Source organism: Psychrobacter sp. 1044, from assembly GCF_904846525.1.
Taxonomy (GTDB): Bacteria; Pseudomonadota; Gammaproteobacteria; order Pseudomonadales; family Moraxellaceae; genus Psychrobacter.
In genome coordinates this window covers 1-17740 of sequence record NZ_CAJHAZ010000001.1, presented here as the reverse complement: position 1 = coordinate 17740, position 17740 = coordinate 1, and the positions used below count along the sequence as shown (strand labels likewise).

Genomic DNA, 17740 nt, shown 5'->3' with positions numbered 1-17740 from the left:
TTACTAAAAAACAATAGGCTAAATATAGGATGTTGCTATTTTATCAGTTATCCGACCGATAAAATAGCGCTATGACTCATTGTCTTGACGTCCTACTTGGGCACTGGCTAGCTGACTTATTGAGCTGATTGAATCTACCGAAAATCATTGCTAAGCTCTCAAAATGCCGAAATGCCAAAACAACTACGCTGACTCTGCCACCATATGCTCGCTAAAATAGCGTAATAATTCTTGAATCGCGGTGACGCGCTGTTGCGGCGTTGCCAGTTTATCAGCATCTTGATAACGAATACCAGAGGCACCATTCATACGATAGCGTTGCCCATTTGATTGAATCAACTTAATAATTGCTAATGCATCAACTGGAGTATCAGGTGCAAACTCTAATGTCATGCTATTACTATTAGCATCAATCTTATTAATCTTTAGCGGTTCAGCTTGTATGCGCAGTCCGTGGATGGCGAATAACTGCTTAGTTTGCTCTGGTAATGTACCAAAACGGTCAATCATTTCGGTACGAATATCAATCAATGCCTCTTTATCATCGGCATTACTGATGCGCTTATAAAATAACAAACGCTGATGGACATCATGTAGATATTCTTCTGGTATCAATGCTGAGCTATGCAGATTAATCTCACTAGTCAGCGACAATGGTGTGCTTAAATCAGGCTCTTTACCCGCTTTAATGGCTTTTGTTGCACGCTCCAGCATGTCCATATATAAACTAAAACCAATCGCCTGCATATTACCACTTTGCTGCTTGCCGAGTATTTCACCAGCACCGCGAATTTCTAAGTCTTCGCTAGCCAGCATAAAACCTGCACCCAGCGTATTGGCACGTTCAATCGCATGCAATCGGCGCTTAGCATCGCCTTTTAGACCTTTGATAGAAGGCACAAGTAGATAACAATACGCTTGATGATGACTACGACCGACACGACCACGCAGCTGATGTAATTGTGCCAAGCCAAACTTATCGGCGCGCTCAATGATGATAGTATTGGCATTGGGCACATCAATACCGGTTTCGATAATGGTAGAGCATATCAGAACGTTGAATTTTTTATGATAAAACTGCTGCATCACTTGCTCAAGTTGGCGCTCTTGCATTTGCCCATGAGCCACGCCTACTCGCGCTTCAGGCACCAATTCACGTATGGTTTCTGCCATACGCTCAATGCTCGCCACATCATTATGTAATAAATAAACCTGCCCACCGCGCAATAGCTCACGCAAGATGGCCTCTTTCATTAAAGCATCAGTTTTTTGCATGACAAAGGTTTTAATCGCCAAACGTCGTGCTGGAGGTGTCGCGATAATTGACATGTCACGCATACCTGAGAGCGCCATATTGAGCGTTCTAGGGATCGGTGTTGCTGTCATCGACATGCTATCCACATCAGTCTGAATCGCCTTGATACGCTCTTTATGGCGCACGCCAAAGCGATGCTCTTCATCGACAATCATCAAACCTAGATTAGAGAATTTCACATCAGGTTGTAATAGTTTATGGGTGCCGATAACGATATCGACTTTACCTGCTGCTAAATCTGTCAACACCGTTTCTTGATGCTTTTTGCCGCCAAAGCGTGAGAGCGTCTCGATACGCACTGGCCAATCAGCAAAACGGTCGCGGAAATTGTCTTCATGCTGACCGGCCAGCAAGGTCGTCGGCACCAATACTGCCACTTGATAACCGGCGCTGACAGCAATGAATGCTGCCCGCATAGCCACTTCTGTTTTACCAAAACCCACATCACCGCAGATGAGCCGATCCATTGGTTGGTTTTGTCGCATGTCTTCCATCACCGCATGAATGGCATTGGCTTGATCCGGCGTTTCTTCAAAGGCAAATTGACTGGCAAAGAGCTCATACTGTGACGCATCTATTTTAAAATGAATACCGACTTTAGCTTCACGACGCGCTTGCATATTAAGCAGCTCGGCCGCTACATCATGGATTTGCTCAAGCGCTTTTTGCTTAGCCTTATCCCATTTTCCGCTACCAATTTTGTGCAATGGCGCAAGTGCTGGGTCACCGCCACTATAACGGTTAATCATTTGCAAATTAGCAACGGGCACATAAATACTGGCATCATCAGCGTATTTTAAGTGAATAAACTCTTGCTCACCATCGCCGACATCTAGTGTAATCAGGCCATTATAACGCCCAATACCATGCTCGATATGAACCACTGGGCTGCCTTCGGTTATTTCGGTCACACTCTTAACCAAAAACTCTTCTGACACCCCGCTTTGACGACGACGGCGTGTTTGCAGCACTTGCCGACCAAATAATTGCGTCTCACTAATCAGCACTAAACGCTCAGGAACATATACCCCACGTTCAATGGGCGCAACGGTTAAACCAACCTGCGGCAGCTTATTACCTTTAACATTGTTGGTTTTATCCGCTGCTAGAAACGCCTCAAAGCTATCATAAGCTTTGATATCGATTTTGCCTTTAAAAAGTTCAATAAGAATCTCACGACGACCCGCTGTTTCAGCAACGATCAATACTGGCGTCGCTGTTTGCGCTTGTAACTCTAAAAACTCTAGCAGCGCAGTGAGAGGCTCAGCCTTTTGGTGATTAACGGTCAATTGTGGCGGCTCTTGCGCACTGAGAGTCACCAAGCCTTGCGGCTTATTTTCCGTCAGTGACAATTGAGGCTGTAAATCTGATTGGTGTTCAACTTGTAGCAATGAACTATCTGCTAACAACGAATCATCGCTGTCAATCGCAGCGACATCCGTCATGCTAGCCAGCTCATTGCGCGCACTGAGAGTCACGCGTGGATAGTGGTTAAGGTGTTCATTTAGGGTATTCGATAGCAAATATAACCATTCAGGCGCGACAATAGGTTTATCGATATCATGACGGCGCTCTTCATAACGGCGCTGAATTTGTGACCAGTAATCTACCTGTTTTTCATTAATCAATTCATCAGTGATAAACAGCGCATCGCTTGGTAAGTAAGCAAACAAGCTACTCTCTGCTGTCCACGCTTTTAAATCAAAAAATAGCGGCTGATAATATTCAAGTCCGCTACTAGCGATACCTGCCATTACGTCTTTATGTAGCTCAAACTTGCGGCTGCTCGCATTAGGGAACATCGTGGCGAAGTTGGTACGAAACGTCTCACGCCCTTCATCAAGCGGGAACTCTTTTGCTGGTAGTATTTGAAATTGTTGAATGGGCTTTGAGATATCTGGCAGCTTGTGTAGCAGCGATAGTGACTCTTTGCCCATGCTACTATCGTTGCCGCTCATCATTGTTTTGAGGTCATCAACGGTCAATGTCCGCTGGGTTTGCGGATTAAAAAAACGAATGGTCTCAATCTCATCATCAAACAAATCTAAACGTAGTGGAAACGGCTGACCCATGGCAAAGATATCAATGATGCTGCCACGTACCGCGAACTCGCCCGGTTCAAAGACGTTTTCAACCGCGCGGTAACCTGCCTTTGCCAGCAATCCGCGCTGGGTATTGATATCAAATCGATCACCAACGCTCAAATCAAAATGCTGCCCAATCAGCCAGCTTGGCGGTGCGACACGATGCATTAATGCTTGTACAGATATCAATAGTACGCCTGTCGTTGGCATATCGGTTAATAGATTGATACGTTCACTAACAATATCTTGATGCGGTGACAGCTCATCATAGGTCAACGTCTCCCAATCGGGGAACACATAAGCATCGACGCCGCAAAATGCCAATTCCGTCTCTATCTGATTGAGCTGGTTTTGGTCACGCGTCACCACAACTTTTAATCGGTCGGCAACATTCCATAGCGGTGTTTGCACCAGACTTGCTAGCCACAAACTGCTGACTGCGCCATGCACAGGTGCCAGCCAACGCCGCTCGGCATTCTGGATAGGAAACAACTGCTGGTTAATTGGTTCAAACGCGTCAGTCAAAGCAGTGATAGGCATAAAGAGTAGGATCAATGTTAAGAGTCAGAGAGCTATTATACGAATATTTCAGCAATTACCAAAATTTATGCCGTAACGGTTTGTCACTTAGTATTTTTATTAAAAAACCAATAGACAAATAGCTGATAAAGATTATATTCGTATATAAAGACAGGATGATTAAATGTAAAAACCTCAACGGCTAAGCTGAAGTTTTTGAGTGCTATTTATTAAGCTGGTGTTAAATGACAAGCCACTTTTAAATTAATGGCTTGTCGCTAGCGATAATGCCATTGTTATCGGCATAGACAAACATACCAGAATTTAGTGTTAAATCACCAAAGCTAATTTCAATATCGGTTTGACCTTCATCGCGGCGATTCGATTTACGCGGAATGCAACCAAGCGCCATAACACCGATGTCCATTGCTGCCATATCATCAACGTCACGGACGCAGCCGTACACGATAACCCCCGCCCAGCCATTATCAATCGCTGACTGCGCAATCATGTCGCCTAGCAGCGCACAACGCATTGAACCACCACCGTCAACCACCAACACCTTACCGTTACCATCCTTGTCTTTACCATCGCTATTTAGTAATGATTTGACGCGACTATTGTCTTCGAAGCATTTCACCGTCACAATTTCACCGCAGAATTTCTTTTTGCCGCCAAAGCTATGAAAAGACTTACCTTCGATATTAAGCAAACACACCTGCGACTCAGGATTGGCATCCAATAAATCACAGGTCACAAAGTTCTCTTTATCCATCGTTATTGATTCTGGCATGTCTGACATAGTGACGCTCCTTGTTATATATGATTGGTTATTCATGACTGATTATTTATGACTAGGGCTTAATTTCAATTATTCCTTCAACTTAACACTTAGGCTATTTTTTAACTTTAGTCATCGCTAGCATTTGCTTATTTTCGATGATATCAGTGGTTTGGATAGCAGGTTCAGTACGGTATTTATTACGCTGATAAACATCATGCGCACTCATCGCCATGGCAATGGCAACGCGTTTGGCGGAAATGGGATGCAGTGACAATGATTCTGAAACTAAGGGCGATATCAGCTGAAAGGCTTTTTGACCAATACTTTCAAGCGGACGACCTTTATGCTTGCCAAGTAACAAGGACGGACGGAAAATAACTAGCTGCGTAAAACCTAGCGCCATAATAGACTGCTCAGTTTCAGCTTTTACGCGATTGTATAAAAACCGACTATGAATATCAGCATTCATGGATGATAACAAAAAGAAATTTTCAACACCTTTTTCTTGGCACAGTTTGGCAAAATTGACATTATAATCATGATCAACCTTTCGAAAGGCCTCATCGCTACCAGCCTGCTTCTTTGTCGTACCAAGACAGCTAAAAGCGTCCGTCTTTCGATCAACGCCAACGCTGGCAAATATTTCAGCCAAATTATCAAAATCATTAACCTGATAAAAACGCATGCTGGTATTGATATAGCGTGGCGGACGCCTTGCAATCACAATTAACGTGTCATAAAGCTCACTAAGCTGTTTGACAAGATGCTGTCCGACCAATCCTGTCGCGCCAATTACAATTGCTTTTCGCTGCATAGCCTATCCATTTATAGTGTGTTGGAAAATAGATGATAAGGAAAAATCTGATTTTAAAGCCTATCACCAAAGCTTTTGATCTTAGGGCGTATCCTCATTTTGAAAATGGTGATAAAAATGAGATAAATCATAGTCAAATGACGAAAATAGCGCAGATACTATCAGAATGTTAAATAGTATCGGGATATTAACCAGCTATTTGACGTTGTTTTTTAACATTGTTTGGCAAGATTTAGCCATTTTTAGACCATTTAGATGTCCATCGATTGAATTGAGGACATGCCCTAGTATCATACCTAAATTAACGCATAGCTGAGGGTATTCTATAGAATTTATTGTAAGAGATTTTATCGGCTAAGCGATTTATTCACTCATAAGCGGTTTTTAGTGCAACAATATTGATAAATACTTCAAGAAACAGTTGAGTAGAGACACAAAAAACTGTTGTATATATGATCACACAACTTCTTTAGGCATTAATCATCAAATATATTGTTCTAAGGGCGATAATTTGCTAAGATAACCGGCTTTACACGTTAACGCTGTTTAATTATTCCAAACAGTTTTGGCGCTTGCGATGCTCTATTGCTAATTTAGGTGCCTTTAATAACAGATAGGTACTTTAATATTAGACATCGACATCATGTTTGGCGAGACGGCTGCTCGTTACCGATGATGGTTAAACCCTTTTTTATTGTAATCCACATTCATATTTTTATCTGTCTTTATCAAGGAGATTCGCGTGGCTAATACTGCACAAGCTCGTAAACGCGCCCGTCAAAACACCAAACGTCGTCAGAACTCTGCGTCACAACGCTCTATGGTTCGTACTTACTTAAAACGTGTTGATGCGGCTATCGCAGCTAAAGATTATGACGCGGCTACCGAAGCTTACAAAAAAGCGGTACCAGTTCTTGATCGTATGGCTGACAAAGGTATTATTCATAAGAATAAAGCTGCTCGTCGTAAGAGCCGCCTGAACAAAACCATCAAAGGCCTACAAGCTTAAGATTGTTAACGTTTAGACCACATCTCGCCTTTATAGCGTTATGACTAAAACCTTGTCTCTGGTTCTAATACTGGGGCAAGGTTTTTTTATGTCTGATTGAAAAATGAGTAGTAATCTTTTCAATAGTATTTAGATTAAATAGTATTTAGATCCATTTCACTTCTGGTGGTAAGAGCAATGTATTAGGATGAAAGCCGGCAGCACGGTAATCTTCTAATAAAGTATGAATCGGGCGCACATACACTTCACCGCGCCAAATGAAGTGTGCACTTGCTTGTTCAAACGGCTTATCATCAAACCACAAAAATACGCCTTCCATCATCTTTGGCCAATCATTCCAATCAATCTCGACTACATCAAACATCACTGCTAAAAAAGCAGACAACAAAGTATCATGACTAACAGCAAGCATGAGATGCCCTTGCTGCGGCTGATGTTGATAAAACAGTGATAAAATATCGAGACCACCTTGGTAAGCGTTTTTGGTACCTTCAAGATTGCCTTGCAAAAATCGATTGATAAAGTTGAGCACGCCAATTTCTTTAAATACTGGATTTGCTATTTCAGGCTCAGTCACTAGGCTACCAGGCTCGACCAACAATGACTGATGCGTAATATCACGTTGTAGTCCCGCACCTGCTTGCATCAGCTGCGCCGTGTCAATACAGCGTCCAATCGGACTTGAGATACTGTCTACATCAAGCGAGTACGGTAAATGCCCTGCCAACCAACGCCCCCACGACTTCGCTAGTACTCGACCTTTAGGTGTTAGTGGTAATTGATAACTGGCAAAACCATTGCCATCAGAGCGTTCACGTAAGGAATGTCTGGTAAATAAAATAAGCCGTTTATCTTCAGGCAATAAGCTGACTGAGGAAATCATACTATCAGGCAAGTGCGAAGGCGCCGGAGCACTTGGAGTATGACTCGCAAGCTTTTCAGCCGACAATTTTGAGGGAGTGTTATTGAGATATTTGCTCATGGTAGCAAGCGTAGCAGATTTTTTGATATGAATGAACAAAATATCAGTTCAATTGTAATATTGCTTACGAGTCTAGGCGGTTAGACTTTAAAATAAGCGTTATTTTATATTCGCTATTTTAAAAAGACAGATCAAGGTGACAAATAACTAAAAAGATATTTACTTTTGAATGATTAAAATTACTTAGCCGATATCAATGACTTTGTCCCACGCGAACGCTAATGCAGTGCTGCTGACCTCATTTGGATACGCACGTGGATTGACAATGACTCGTGTATTACCAATACGGTAATCAAATGCTTCGTGTGTATGTCCATGTACCCATAGTATTGGCGCCCAATCTTCATGCATCCAGCCAGACAAATCACTGACAAAAGCTGCGTTACTTGGTAGATTCGCATACTTCTCAGACACCGATAATGGACTGATACTATGATGACTCATCACAACAGTTTTTTTGCCAAGTGTTTTGGCGGTGATCAATGCTTGCTTTAACCATTGACGCTGCTTAGCATGGATTTGCATCGATACTTCAGGTGAAAAGAGCTCGCCTCCAGCATAGATTTGTTTATAGTCACGCATAAAGCGCATAGCAGCGGCTATAGTATCTTCATTGGCCTGATATTGATAATCCGTCCATAAAGTACAACCTAGGATACGTATGTCACCAATATCAAGATGTTGACACTGTAGAAAACGGACGCCCTGCTGTAATTCACTATTATAATTATCCCAAGTCGCCAGCTTTTTATCAAAATGTAGCACATCTTCATTAAAGTATTCATGATTACCAGCTATCGTAATCACAGGCACTTGCAAACGTGCTGCCTGCTCTTGTAGCCATGGCATACCACTATCGCTGTTGGCAGTATCGCCCGCGACTAATACCACGTCTGCATCAGTTTTGGGAATATGCCCTAGCGGATGTGACTGACGCGCATAACTGTCAATATGTAAGTCACTTAAAATCTGTAATTTCATAAGTTCTAATATCATTAAATAAACATAAATAGTTTAGCACTTTTTGATATACCCGCAAAAATTAAAAAAAGACAGCGGATTAGGCTGTCTTTTTTATCATGCTGACACTATAAAATGCTAAACACTTTGTAAATATACAAATATTTTATAAGTATCTAAATACCTCGGAGTATCTTTTGTAATTTAGCCGCAGGATCTGCTGCCTGAGTAATTGAACGACCAATCACCAAATAATCAGAACCATCGTCTAACGCCTGTTTTGGCGTGCAAATACGCTTTTGATCATCTGCATTGTCGTCTAGCAAGCGAATACCAGGGGTAATCAATTTAAAATCCTGACCACATAGTGTCTTGAGCGTTTTAGCTTCTTGCGCTGAACAGACCACACCATCCAGACCCGCTTGCTTGGTTAATTGTGCCAATCGACTCACTTGCGCATCTAGACCATCGGTAATACCTGTTTGCATCAATGCTTGATTATCCATAGAGGTCAGCACGGTGACGGCTATCAGCAAGGTATCAAAGTTACCGTCTAACAAGCGCTGTTTAGCCAATGACATCGCCTCTAAGCCCGCGCTGGCATGCACATTGACCATCCATACGCCAAGCTCAGCTGCCGCTAGTACCGCTTGAGCGGTAGTATTAGGAATATCATGGAATTTCAAGTCTAGAAATACGTCAAAATTACGCTGATGTAGCGCCTTCACTATCTCAGGACCACAGCGAGTAAATAGCTCTTTACCCACTTTTAAGCGGCATGATGTTGGATCTAACTTATCAGCTAATGCTACCGATGCCTCCATCGTCATATTATCTAAGGCAACGATGACTGGGGAGTTCATTGTATTATTCATGGTTTTACCATATCTATATCAGAATTATCAAAACACTATATATGAACTGCTCATAGATCAGTACAAAATATAATTTAGTCTCGCTTTTGTTTGGTAAGTGTCGCGCCTTCATCTACAGTAAGTACTTCTGCGTCTTGCACTTGCACATTGGTCGCTGTCGAACCATAAACAGCCTCTTCCACCGTTGGTGCAGTTGCTTGGCGATCAATGACAGCGTTGGCTTGTGTAAGTTGCGCTTGCAAGTTCACATTCGCTTTTTGCAAACGCGAGATTTCCCACTTATTCTGTAAGACACGGAAGATAAGCAGTGCCAACAAGATGCCAATGACAATACCAAGCATAAGGCATAAAATCAGCAGCAATCCTAGATTCATCGTCGGTGCTTGGGAGAATAATAAATTTACGCCAACTTCGGTATTATTTGCCAACACCAAACCAAGTGCATAAGCAAAGCTCAAAAACAGCAATACAAATAGTAAAAAGCGCATGAGACGTCTACCTCGATTTGGAATGTCGTTAGTGTTTTAAAAATAGCACTTTAAAACCTTCATCAACCCACACATTTATATGCTTATAAACTCACTAGTGATAAATTCTAGAAAAGGTGGCTGACAAGCACTCTTGTTGGCAATTTTACCCAATAAATACTTTATAACACACTTAGCTATTTGCTACTGTATCATTGACTGCTTCACGTAATGCTTTACCTGGTTTAAAGTGCGGTATCGCTTTGGCAGGTACAGGTACGCTTTCTCCTGTTTTAGGATTTCGACCCATACGGGCACGACGATGGTGCAGACAAAAACTGCCAAAACCACGAACTTCTACGCGTCCATCATTGGCTAACGTATCGGTCATCAAGTTTAATATTTCACGTACTGCATCATCGACTACAGTATCAGTCATATTGTCACAGTTCGCACTTAAATTACTAATAAATTCGGACTTGTTAATCGCTTGCTGCATTATTACGCTTGCCTTGTTGATTAATGGATAAGATGACTGTGAATTGAACCATCATTTTCGATAGTTGGTTACTTTTAAGACAAGCTATACATCAAGATCATAAGGATAAATAGCCATTCACTAAAATAATCTCAGTGTCTTAAATAAGTAATAATTCACATCTCGTTACTCAATGTTGCAAATGATAGCGGATATTACGGTAAATGGAAATAAGAGTTTGCCCGTTTAAGCAAAAACCTCATTGATTAATAGGAAACTTAAAAATTAAGCAAAAAAAAAGCGACCATAGTCGCTTCTTTTATAATCTTATATCAATAACGTGCAGCTTACTGCATTTGCTCTTTGATCAAATCACCAATTGTTTTTGGCTGTGCATCAGAACTGGCAGTAGTACTAGCCGTGCTAGTGCTGCTTAGCTCTTTAATCGCTTGACGCTCTTCAGCTTCGTCTTTCGCTTTGATAGACAAGTTGATGTTGCGAGTTTTACGATCAACACTGATGATTTTCGCTTCAACGTCATCACCAACGCTCAAATGCTTAGTCGCATCTTCAACGCGATCACGTTGAATTTCAGAGGCACGTAGATACGCTTCAACTTCGTCAGCAAGCTCGATAGTAGCGCCTTTAGCATCTACTTCTTTTACTTTACCATTAACGATAGCACCGCGGTCATTGTTGACTAGGTATTCGTTAAATGGATCAGAGCTTAACTGCTTCACGCCTAGGCTGATACGGTTTGCTTCTGCATCTACTGACAATACCATTGCTTCAACGGTGTCGCCTTTATTGTAGTTACGGATAGCGTCTTCGCCAGTTTCGTTCCAAGAGATATCAGATAGATGAACAAGACCATCAATACCACCGTCTAGACCGATAAAGATACCGAAGTCAGTGATTGATTTGATAGTACCAGTGATTTTATCACCGCGCTCATGTTTCTTATCAAACTCATCCCATGGGTTAGCTAGAGTTTGTTTGATACCTAGGCTGATACGACGACGTTCTTCATCGATATCAAGAATCATTACTTCAACTTCATCGCCCACTTGAACAACTTTTGATGGGTGGATGTTTTTGTTGGTATGATCCATTTCTGACACGTGTACTAGACCTTCAATACCTTCAGAAATTTCAGCGAAACAACCATAATCAGTTAAGTTGGTTACGCGTGCTTTAACCACACTACCCACTGGGTATGTGCCGCCAACGTTATCCCAAGGATCAGTACCAAGTTGTTTTAGACCTAGGCTAACGCGATTGCGCTCACGGTCAAACTTCAATACTTTAACTTTTAGGTCTTGACCAACTTCAACAACTTCAGATGGATGCTTGATACGGCGCCATGCCATGTCAGTGATATGCAATAGACCATCGATACCACCTAGATCAACGAATGCGCCGTAATCAGTAAGGTTCTTAACGATACCTTCGATCTCGATGCCTTCTTCAAGCTTGTTCAATAGCTCTTCGCGCTCAGCTGAATTTTCAGCTTCCATAACTGCACGACGGCTAACAACAACGTTGTTGCGCTTTTGATCAAGTTTGATAACTTTGAATTCTAGCTCTTTGCCTTCAAGATGCGTGGTGTCACGGATAGGACGAACATCTACCAATGAACCTGGTAGGAACGCACGTACTGAACCGATATCTACAGTGAAACCGCCTTTAACTTTGCTTGAGATGATACCTTTTACGATTTCATCATTATCAGCGATTTTTTCAAGGAAGTTCCAAGTTTCAACACGTTTGGCTTTTTCACGTGAAAGCAAGGTTTGACCCATGCCGTTATCAACCGCTTCAACCACGACATCAACGCTATCGCCAACTTCAACTTCAAGTTCGCCTTCTTCGCTTAAAAACTCTTCACGAGCGACGATACCTTCAGATTTCAGACCAGTATCAACAGTGATCCAGTCGTTATCAATGGCCACAACAGTACCAGTGATAACCGAGCCACGCTCGATATCCAGACCTGTTTCTTCGATGCTCGCTTCAAATAGTTCAGCAAATGATTCCATTATGTCTACCTTTGTATAGCCGTATCCTGTCCAGCACAGTACGGATCAAATTTATGATTGCATAAAACGAGAATACTGGTTTTATATCCCATACAATCATATATAAAAACGTTTGTTGTTAGTAAGCACATAACTTATTAAACTCACTAGCAACAACTGTCTTGTGTTGCAATTTCTTATACTTTTACTTTTCTATCACTTAGAAAGAATATTTTTATCACTCTCTACATATTATTAGCGTCTACTACTGTGATTTTATACTAAAATCAAGCGTATAGGAAACTTTTTCATACTTACTAACTTGTTTTTATTAACTATTAAAGAAAATACCTTTATCCTGACAATGTTTTTTCACTTGTACATAAACTGCATCAGCATCTAAGTTAGAGCTATCTAGTAGTAGAGCATCTTCTGCAGGCTTTGATGGTGCAGTCGACCGATTCTCATCACGATCATCACGAGCTTTAATCGTCGCTAAAATCGCGTCAAAATCTGCCGTCTGACCAGCATTTATTAACTGTGTTACGCGGCGCTCGGCACGCGCTTCAGCACTGGCAGTCAAATACACTTTTACATCCGCATCTGGGAACACCACCGTTCCCATATCGCGACCATCAGCGACCAATCCAGAACGAGTTGCCATATCTTGTTGCAACTTTAGTAATGCTTGACGAACTTTTGGAAATACTGCTATTTGTGATGCATAGCCGCCCACGGTCTCATTACGAACTTGCTCACCAACCGCTTCATCATTCACTAAGATATCAACACGTCCTGACACATTGTTAGGTACAAAAGCAATCTCTAGGCGCTGCGTTAATACTAATACAGCCATCTCGTCAATGGCTTGGCTTCCGTCTGCCGCAACTAATCCCGCTTCAAATGCTTTGAGTCCAACGATACGATACAGAACACCTGAATCCAGCAGTTGATAATTCAATGCTTGGGCCAAACGCCACGTCACCGTACCTTTACCTGCCCCACTTGGTCCATCAATGCAGATAACTGGGTAGCGCAACACTGGCGCTTGCTTATTATTATTGCCAGCACCAAAGTTATCAAGTATAGCGTTATCAGCTGTAGAAACGGTCATAATACTCACTTAATAGTAGACGATACTGATACGGCTTAGTGCATGCTAGCTGCAGAACAATATTTACTTATTTATCAAACGCTTGACAATCAATTCATCATTTCGTCATCAAATAGGGCGATATTATAGCAAAGAAACCTACCCATCACTAGCAGCAAGACTGATATCTTGTTAATTGCTTATATTGTCTTTCTTTTTTGCCGCTTTTCGTCGTTCACGGAAAAAGGTCTTAAGCATCTGGCTACTATGCTCACGACATAAGCCATTATGTACTTCGATAGCATGATTATAAAAAGGTTGTATCGGCAAATTCATTTGACTGCCAACCATGCCTGCTCTTGGCTCGTTTGCTGCATAAACCAATCTATCTACCCGCGCATGAATGAGCGCTCCGATACACATCGTACAAGGCTCTAAGGTAACGTATAACGTTGTCTTTAATGGTAAACGATAGTTTTTTAAGCGCGCACACGCTTCTCTTAATGCGACAATTTCGGCATGAGCGGTCGCATCGTGACGCCCAATCGGTTCATTAAATCCTTGACCAATAATCTGCTGATCGTGTACCAGTATCGCCCCTACCGGCACTTCTCCACGCTCAGCACCTTGCCTAGCAAGTTTAAGAGCTATTTTCATCCAGCTCATATCTTGAAGTGACCAAAATGCGCTGGCTTGCATATCTTCAATAACTAACTGACTATTTGCAGTTGGATGTGGCTTCAAGCTTATATTCTGTATATGTTTCATTTATTTTGACAACTATTGCGGTAATTGCCAATCGATAGGCGTTTGCCCATACTGTACCAGATAATCATTGGTCTTAGAAAACGGCTTGGAACCAAAGAATCCACCACGATTGGCAGCAAGTGGTGATGGATGTACAGCGGTCAGAATAAGATGCTTATCAGTATTGATATATTTGCCTTTTTTCTGTGCTTTACTGCCCCACAATATAAATACGGTATGTTCTGTTTGTTCATTAACCACATCAATCACCGCATCGGTAAACTGCTCCCAGCCTTTATTTTGATGGCTATTTGGCTCACTTTCTCGCACGGTCAGAGAGCTATTTAATAGCAAAACTCCTTGCTGCGCCCAGTAAGTCAGGTCGCCATGTTTTGAGGGTGCGATACCAACGTCACTTGCCATCTCTTTTAACAAATTATTGAGTGAGGGTGGCTTTGGAATGGCTTTGGGCACTGAAAATGATAAGCCCATTGCCTGCCCTGGTCCATGATAAGGATCTTGACCTAGTATCACGACTTTAACTTGTGATAAAGGGGTCAGGTTTAACGCGTTAAATATTAAGGGTGCTGGCGGATAGATACTGTTTTCTGATTGATAGGCTTCTTTTAAAAACGCACGCAAGCCGTCCATATTGTTAGAAGTTAACTCGTCTTTTAACGCCGTTTTCCAATCTTCTGGCAAGCGCACATTGTCTAAAATTGCTTGTTTTTGCGCTGGCGTTTTTGGTGTTTGTTCATCGAATAATTCCATAGTATGTCCTTTTATATTTGTTATCGATTAGATAAATATTGAATGGGGGGCGTGAACCAATCTCGCACATGAGATCTAGTGATTTCATACGTTGGTTTTGTTATGAATTATAGCAATAAAAAAACGGCTACCACAGTAACATGGTAACCGTTGTTATTACATTAGTAGCAAAACTTAGCTGGCGAGTGACTCAGAGTCTGGATGTGGCTCATGAGTCTCAACGACCGTCAAGATAATACGACTATCTGCTGATCCTTTATCTGTAGAGTTATAATCCGTCTTACCACTGAACTTATCAAGCTTAACAGAATCACCATCTTGTTCATCATTAGCTTCAGGCTCTAAGGTGAGATGTACTACCCCACCATTGACCAAATCACCAAACAAAATCATACTTGCCAATGACTTTTTGATCTCATCTTGAATCAGACGCTGCATTGGGCGTGCACCCATTAGGCGATCATAGCCTTTGTGAGCCAAGTAATCGCGTACTTCGTCATCAATCTCTAAGGTGACTTGTTTATCATCAAGCTGGACTTGTAGCTCAACCAAGAATTTGTCAACCACAGATACTACCACGGAGGTATCTAATGGGTTAAATTGGATGATGGCATCTAAACGGTTACGGAACTCTGGCGTAAAGACACGTTTGAGCGACTCCGTATTATCACGGCTATGGTCTTGCTGAGTAAAGCCCATTGAAGAGCGGCTAATACTATCAGCACCGACGTTGGTCGTCATAATCACAATGACTTGCTTAAAGATAGCCACACGACCATTGTTATCAGTCAACGTACCATGATCCATGACTTGCAGTAACAAGTTGAAGACATCAGGGTGCGCTTTTTCAATCTCATCAAGCAATAACACACAATGTGGATGTTGATTGATTTTTTCAGTCAACAAACCACCTTGATCATAACCAACATAGCCAGGAGGCGCACCAATCAAACGCGATGCAGTATGGGCTTCCATATACTCTGACATATCAAAACGAACCAATTCTACGCCTAACAAATTTGCCAATTGACGTGAAACTTCGGTTTTACCCACCCCAGTAGGACCGGCAAACATGAAGGAACCAATTGGCTTATCTGGTGCTTTGAGACCGGCACGCGATAGCTTAATGGCATCGGCTAAGGTTTCAATTGCCTCATCTTGACCAAACACTAAATGCTTAAGATCACGATCTAAGTGCTGAAGAATACTCTTATCATCACTTGATACTGACTTGGGGGGAATACGTGCAAGCTTGGCAACAATCGCTTCAATATCTGCCACATCGATTTTCATTGGTGGTTTTTTCTTAGCCTTGGCACTTTTTGACTCACTGAACGATTTGGCACGATCATTGGCTTTTGCAGTTTCCGCTTCATCCTGCATTTCGCTATCGCTATACGTGTCGCCATCGAGACCCTCAACATCGGCATCAATCTGAGCATCAAAATCTTGCTCTATATCCGCAATGAAGCTTTCTTCTGCATCAATATCATCAGCATCAGGAATCACGCCTAAACGCTTATAGGCACCTGCTTCGTCAATCACATCAATCGCTTTATCTGGTAAAAAACGCTCGTGAATATGCTTAGCAGATAATTGAACGGCGGTGACCAACGCTTCATCGGTATATTCAACATTATGAAATTCCTCATAACGAGGCTTCAGACCGCGCAAAATATCAATTGTATCGTCGACACTCGGCTCTTTGACATCAATCTTCTGGAAACGACGTGACAGTGCATGGTCTTTTTCAAACACTTGACGGTATTCGGTAAAGGTAGTTGAGCCGATACAGCGCAGCTCACCATTAGCAAGTGCTGGCTTAATCAAGTTTGATACGTCCATATTGCTACTCATTGACGACCCTGCGCCAATAATCATATGAATCTCATCAATAAACAAGATTGCATTGGGCTTTTTCTTTAGCGCATCAAGCAGTGACTTCATGCGTTTTTCAAAATCACCACGGTATTTAGTACCAGCGATTAATGAGCCAATATCAAGGCTATAAATCACACAGCCATTCAATGGTTTCGGTGCTTTATCATTAATAATCAACCACGCCAAACCTTCAGCGATAGAGGTTTTACCGACGCCTGGCTCACCAACCAATAACGGGTTATTTTTACGGCGACGGCATAGCACTTGCGCGGCGCGCTCAATTTCAGGGCCACGTCCAATTAATGGGTCAGTCTTACCTTCAGCAGCACGCTGGTTTAGGTTAGTCGCAAACTCAACCAAGGGATCTTTACTGGTTTTTTCTGAAGCACTGCGGCGCTCACCCGTCATAGAAGCACGTGGCTCTGATGGCTCGTCTTTATCTTGACCATGCGATAAGTACTGGGTCAGCTCCAGACGGCTAATACCTTGCTTTTTGAGCAAATAAACCGCATAAGTATCGTGCTCTGAAAACATAGACACTAAAATATCTGAGCCTTCAACAAGGCGACCACCACCAATAGATTGTACATGGAAAATAGCACGCTGCAGAATACGATCAAAGCTTTGGGTTGGCTGCGGTGACTGCTCGGTGTCTGCGTCTACCGTTGGCGTATGCTTATTGATATAAGCTTCTAACTCGGTGCGCAGCGTTGAAACATTGGCATTGCAGGCAGTTAATGTATTGGCAGCGTGAGTATTCTCTAATAACGCCAATAATAAATGCTCAACAGTGAGGTACTCATGCGATTTTTGGCGCGCAAGTGTCATTGCTAAACGCAAAGAAACTTCAAGATGACGACTTAACATATAGTCAGTTCAAAACAAAAGTGTTATGTCTAGGACAAACATCATAAAATAATTTGGATAAGTCATTTTCCATCCA

At 42.1% G+C, this 17740-nt stretch carries 14 protein-coding genes; 1 reads left to right on the top strand and 13 read right to left on the bottom strand.

Features of this window, described 5'->3' with window-relative positions; genetic code table 11:
- Positions 1-183: 183 nt before the first annotated feature.
- From mfd to JMX82_RS00060, 3 genes are all read right to left on the bottom strand, one after another.
- A complete protein-coding gene (mfd, locus tag JMX82_RS00070) occupies positions 184-3939 on the bottom strand; it encodes a transcription-repair coupling factor (RefSeq protein WP_201538863.1) in 3756 nt (1251 codons plus the stop codon).
- 238 nt (positions 3940-4177) lie between these two features.
- Positions 4178-4711, bottom strand: a complete 534-nt coding sequence (gene rraA, locus JMX82_RS00065) for a ribonuclease E activity regulator RraA (RefSeq protein WP_201539044.1) — start codon at positions 4709-4711, stop codon at positions 4178-4180.
- 103 nt (positions 4712-4814) lie between these two features.
- Positions 4815-5516 (bottom strand): NAD-dependent epimerase/dehydratase family protein, encoded by a 702-nt coding sequence (locus tag JMX82_RS00060; protein WP_045445057.1) that lies wholly within the window; start codon positions 5514-5516, stop codon positions 4815-4817.
- Positions 5517-6258: 742 nt separating this feature from the next.
- Between JMX82_RS00060 and rpsT the strand changes: the two genes are divergently transcribed.
- Positions 6259-6525 carry a 30S ribosomal protein S20 gene (gene rpsT, locus JMX82_RS00055; RefSeq protein ID WP_010200097.1) on the top strand — a complete coding sequence of 89 codons (267 nt, stop codon included), beginning with the start codon at positions 6259-6261 and terminating at the stop codon, positions 6523-6525.
- Between the two features lie 145 nt (positions 6526-6670).
- Here the strand turns inward: rpsT and JMX82_RS00050 are convergent, their stop codons facing one another.
- From JMX82_RS00050 to clpA, 10 genes are all read right to left on the bottom strand, one after another.
- Entirely contained in the window at positions 6671-7507 is an 837-nt protein-coding gene (locus tag JMX82_RS00050; protein WP_201538862.1) for a histidine phosphatase family protein, read from the bottom strand.
- A gap of 183 nt (positions 7508-7690) precedes the next feature.
- Positions 7691-8488, bottom strand: a complete 798-nt coding sequence (locus JMX82_RS00045; RefSeq protein WP_227676231.1) for a metallophosphoesterase — start codon at positions 8486-8488, stop codon at positions 7691-7693.
- Positions 8489-8643: 155 nt separating this feature from the next.
- A complete protein-coding gene (gene pyrF / locus JMX82_RS00040) occupies positions 8644-9342 on the bottom strand; it encodes an orotidine-5'-phosphate decarboxylase (RefSeq protein WP_201538860.1) in 699 nt (232 codons plus the stop codon).
- Between the two features lie 74 nt (positions 9343-9416).
- On the bottom strand, positions 9417-9830 hold the full coding sequence (locus JMX82_RS00035; RefSeq protein WP_201538859.1) for a lipopolysaccharide assembly protein LapA domain-containing protein: 414 nt from the start codon (positions 9828-9830) through the stop codon (positions 9417-9419).
- A gap of 172 nt (positions 9831-10002) precedes the next feature.
- Positions 10003-10308 carry an integration host factor subunit beta gene (locus JMX82_RS00030; protein ID WP_045445047.1) on the bottom strand — a complete coding sequence of 102 codons (306 nt, stop codon included), beginning with the start codon at positions 10306-10308 and terminating at the stop codon, positions 10003-10005.
- Positions 10309-10634: 326 nt separating this feature from the next.
- Positions 10635-12329 (bottom strand): 30S ribosomal protein S1, encoded by a 1695-nt coding sequence (rpsA, locus tag JMX82_RS00025; protein ID WP_201539043.1) that lies wholly within the window; start codon positions 12327-12329, stop codon positions 10635-10637.
- Positions 12330-12636: 307 nt separating this feature from the next.
- The gene (cmk, locus tag JMX82_RS00020; protein WP_201538858.1) at positions 12637-13419 is read right to left on the bottom strand and encodes a (d)CMP kinase; all 783 of its coding nucleotides are present in this window, start codon (positions 13417-13419) and stop codon (positions 12637-12639) included.
- A gap of 171 nt (positions 13420-13590) precedes the next feature.
- Positions 13591-14166 (bottom strand): tRNA adenosine(34) deaminase TadA, encoded by a 576-nt coding sequence (tadA, locus tag JMX82_RS00015; protein WP_201538857.1) that lies wholly within the window; start codon positions 14164-14166, stop codon positions 13591-13593.
- A gap of 12 nt (positions 14167-14178) precedes the next feature.
- Positions 14179-14916, bottom strand: coding sequence for a uracil-DNA glycosylase (locus tag JMX82_RS00010; protein WP_201538856.1), 738 nt, complete (start codon positions 14914-14916; stop codon positions 14179-14181).
- A 174-nt stretch (positions 14917-15090) separates the two neighbouring features.
- The gene (gene clpA / locus JMX82_RS00005; RefSeq protein ID WP_109590397.1) at positions 15091-17664 is read right to left on the bottom strand and encodes an ATP-dependent Clp protease ATP-binding subunit ClpA; all 2574 of its coding nucleotides are present in this window, start codon (positions 17662-17664) and stop codon (positions 15091-15093) included.
- Positions 17665-17740 lie beyond the last annotated feature (76 nt).

Coding starts and splice junctions, on each gene's coding strand:
- tadA (WP_201538857.1), bottom strand. CDS start 14,166: ATGAAACATATACAGAATATAAGCTTGAAGCCACATCCAACTGCAAAT.
- JMX82_RS00045 (WP_227676231.1), bottom strand. CDS start 8,488: ATGAAATTACAGATTTTAAGTGACTTACATATTGACAGTTATGCGCGT.
- rraA (WP_201539044.1), bottom strand. CDS start 4,711: ATGCCAGAATCAATAACGATGGATAAAGAGAACTTTGTGACCTGTGAT.
- pyrF (WP_201538860.1), bottom strand. CDS start 9,342: ATGAATAATACAATGAACTCCCCAGTCATCGTTGCCTTAGATAATATG.
- JMX82_RS00035 (WP_201538859.1), bottom strand. CDS start 9,830: ATGCGCTTTTTACTATTTGTATTGCTGTTTTTGAGCTTTGCTTATGCA.
- JMX82_RS00010 (WP_201538856.1), bottom strand. CDS start 14,916: ATGGAATTATTCGATGAACAAACACCAAAAACGCCAGCGCAAAAACAA.
- JMX82_RS00060 (WP_045445057.1), bottom strand. CDS start 5,516: ATGCAGCGAAAAGCAATTGTAATTGGCGCGACAGGATTGGTCGGACAG.
- clpA (WP_109590397.1), bottom strand. CDS start 17,664: ATGTTAAGTCGTCATCTTGAAGTTTCTTTGCGTTTAGCAATGACACTT.
- mfd (WP_201538863.1), bottom strand. CDS start 3,939: ATGCCTATCACTGCTTTGACTGACGCGTTTGAACCAATTAACCAGCAG.
- JMX82_RS00030 (WP_045445047.1), bottom strand. CDS start 10,308: ATGCAGCAAGCGATTAACAAGTCCGAATTTATTAGTAATTTAAGTGCG.
- cmk (WP_201538858.1), bottom strand. CDS start 13,419: ATGACCGTTTCTACAGCTGATAACGCTATACTTGATAACTTTGGTGCT.
- JMX82_RS00050 (WP_201538862.1), bottom strand. CDS start 7,507: ATGAGCAAATATCTCAATAACACTCCCTCAAAATTGTCGGCTGAAAAG.